The organism is Arcicella sp. LKC2W (genome assembly GCF_034931005.1).
Taxonomy (GTDB): domain Bacteria; phylum Bacteroidota; class Bacteroidia; order Cytophagales; family Spirosomataceae; genus Arcicella.
In genome coordinates this window covers 1-2,516 of the sequence record NZ_JAYGIN010000060.1, presented here as the reverse complement: position 1 = coordinate 2,516, position 2,516 = coordinate 1, and the positions used below count along the sequence as shown (strand labels likewise).

Annotated in this window: 3 protein-coding genes and 1 pseudogene; 1 reads left to right on the top strand and 3 read right to left on the bottom strand. The window is 40.8% G+C overall.

Features of this window, described 5'->3' with window-relative positions:
- Positions 1 to 345: transposase (locus VB796_RS23630; RefSeq protein WP_323349061.1), on the top strand; the 345-nt coding region annotated here is incomplete at its 5' end.
- A gap of 45 nt (positions 346 to 390) precedes the next feature.
- Here VB796_RS23630 and VB796_RS23625 read toward each other — a convergent pair.
- The 3 genes and pseudogenes from VB796_RS23625 to VB796_RS23615 form a co-directional block, all read right to left on the bottom strand.
- Positions 391 to 1,219, bottom strand: a pseudogene (locus VB796_RS23625) (transposase); the annotation flags it as partial.
- The gene (locus VB796_RS23620; RefSeq protein ID WP_323349060.1) at positions 1,198 to 1,458 is read right to left on the bottom strand and encodes a tyrosine-type recombinase/integrase; all 261 of its coding nucleotides are present in this window, start codon (positions 1,456 to 1,458) and stop codon (positions 1,198 to 1,200) included. The gene VB796_RS23620 and the pseudogene VB796_RS23625, both read right to left, overlap by 22 nt.
- Positions 1,455 to 1,946, bottom strand: coding sequence for a tyrosine-type recombinase/integrase (locus VB796_RS23615; protein WP_323349059.1), 492 nt, complete (start codon positions 1,944 to 1,946; stop codon positions 1,455 to 1,457). The genes VB796_RS23620 and VB796_RS23615 overlap by 4 nt, the downstream gene beginning before the upstream one ends.
- Between the last annotated feature and the right edge of the window lie 570 nt (positions 1,947 to 2,516).

Genomic DNA, 2,516 nt, shown 5'->3' with positions numbered 1-2,516 from the left:
GAGTTACCAAGGGCATATTTAGCAAAATTATTAGAAGACAATCCCATCATCAAGAAGGTACGAAATACTGTTTTAAATTTTAGAAGGCTGATGAAAGAGAAAGAAGGAGATAAATTGGCTGCCTGGTGCAATGAAGTCATTAATGATGAAAACGAAAATATTAAAGGGTTTGCCAGAGGTATTCTAAGAGATTTTCAAGCAGTTTACCAAGGTTTTGTCTCAAATTGGAGTAATGGACCAGTCGAAGGCCAAGTCAACAGGCTCAAAAATATCAAACGACAAATGTATGGTCGTGCAGGCTTTGAACTTCTCCGAAAGAGAGTGGTAATTACAAGTCAAAGATAGCTTTTCACCAAAATTGACGAAGAACCTTTTTAAACGCAATACTCATTGACTGCGGTAGTCCTTATAAGAAAAAGTAATTCGTTCTTCCTCAATGGATTTTAAGCGGTGATTGCTGATGGCAACCTTGTGCGTGTATCTACCTAAATATTCCACCACCGACTTGGGCGAGCCAAAAGGGCGTTTCGCATATACAATCCAATCCTTCTTGAATAGTGATTCTCGAAGTTCTTTATCCAGTTCTATTTTCTGCGATAAAATCCCCACATACTTCGACTATGCGTCCCAGCTTGAACACTTTACTGAGAGCTTTTACGGGAAACAAAAACTTACCATCACTACGAATAGACTGCCAATTACCTGTTCCATCTACTCCACCACCTGGCACAATACAGTGGATGTGAGGATGCAAACTCAAATTCTGTCCGAAACGTCGGACCGCCCACGTATGCAAAACCGAAATCATTCCCATTTGAACACCCTTATTTTTGCCAAAAGTCTCCATGGTTTGCCAAGAAGCCTGAAACAAACTATCATAAACCTCTTTGGTTTGGTAGAAGGCTAATTGGTTTAACTCTTGAGGTAAAGTGAACACAACGTGGAAATATGGAACAGGCAATAAGTCTGATTCCCTTGCCTGTATCCACTCTTCTTTTTTATGTCCTTGGCACTTATTACAGTGTCGGTTTCGACAAGAATTATAGCTAATACTAATATTTCCACAGCTATCACAAGCATCTATATGACCACCTAAAGCAGCAGTACGGCAACGTTCAATAGCCCAAAGTGTCCGTAATTGCCACGTATTTAAACCCAAATCAGAAATGCCTTTCCCTAAACGTTGAAGTACTTGGGCTACTTCGTAGTCGGGCTGCATTCCTTGAAGAGTGTATCTAAAGGACTGAATGGTTTTACTCGACCATTTTGAGCAATGTGCAAATACTCCATCGTTGTCTCAATATTCTCGTGACCCAATAAGTCCTTCAACGTAATAATATCAAGACCATCTTCTAACAGATGGGTTGCAAAACTATGACGAAGCGTATGCACATGAACGTCCTTCAAAACCCCAGCTCGCTTGGCAGCCTCTTTTACAGCCCGGGGACGCCCAGTCACTGGACACCTTTTTGACTGTAACGACTGTCGAAATCCCCGCCCCGAACGGATGTTCCTGCACGCCCATTAATTTGTCCTCCAAAAAGATATTCAGCAGGTTGTTCGGCTAAAATATACTTCTTTAAACCACGAATCAAGTGGTCTGAAAGTGGAACGTATCGGTCTTTCTTACCCTTACCTTGAACAACTTTTAAAGTCTTTCGGTCAAAGTCTAAATCAGCTAAACGAATACTTCGCACTTCAAGACAGCGAAGACCACAACCGTAAAGCAAGCCAATCAAAATGCGATGCTTGAGTAATGGACAATGCTTGAGCATAGACCAAACTTCTGCTTTACTCAGTACCACGGGCAGTTTCTTCTCCTTTTTAATCTCAGGAAGATGTAAGTAAGAATATGGCAAACCTTCCGTTTTCAGTAGAAAACGAAGTCCGTAAACCGTGTGTTTAAAATACGTTTGGGAAGGGGTTTTAGACCGCTTTTGAAGCATATACAGATATTCATGTATCTGTTCTTGTCGGAACGCCGAGCGGTCAACAAAGTGGGGATTTGACCATAGTGAAGGGCAATGGCGGCAACGTGGCGAGCGTAGTTCTCAAAGGTGCTTTTACTTCTACCTAAAATAGAAATATTACGCTCGAAACGATAAAGAAGAGCTTCAAAATCAGCCACTTCTACTTTTGCACGATGAATAAGCTTATCAACGTGTAATTCATCAACATTCTTTTTTTGTCATCTTAAAAATAGTTTGTAATTTATGCAAAGATAGAACTTGAGGGGCAAAAGCTACCAGAGGTTTAGTTCAACATGGGTTTGTGGCAAGCCCCTGATATAAAAGGGTTTATGAACAAAACCTAACAACCGAAACGTTACTACTACGAAAACAAAGAGCAAAAGCCGCACCCACATTGATACCCACAGTTCGTTGGCAAGCCTGGCATGGAATAGTAGTCAAACAGTCATTGATAGCGTATGATTTGTTTTGCAAATCATCGACTTCGTTAGGAAGAGTACCCATTTATAGACTATTCTGCTTTGTTTTCTTTCACGTTAAACAAAG

Coding starts and splice junctions, on each gene's coding strand:
- VB796_RS23615 (WP_323349059.1), bottom strand. CDS start 1,946: ATGCTTCAAAAGCGGTCTAAAACCCCTTCCCAAACGTATTTTAAACAC.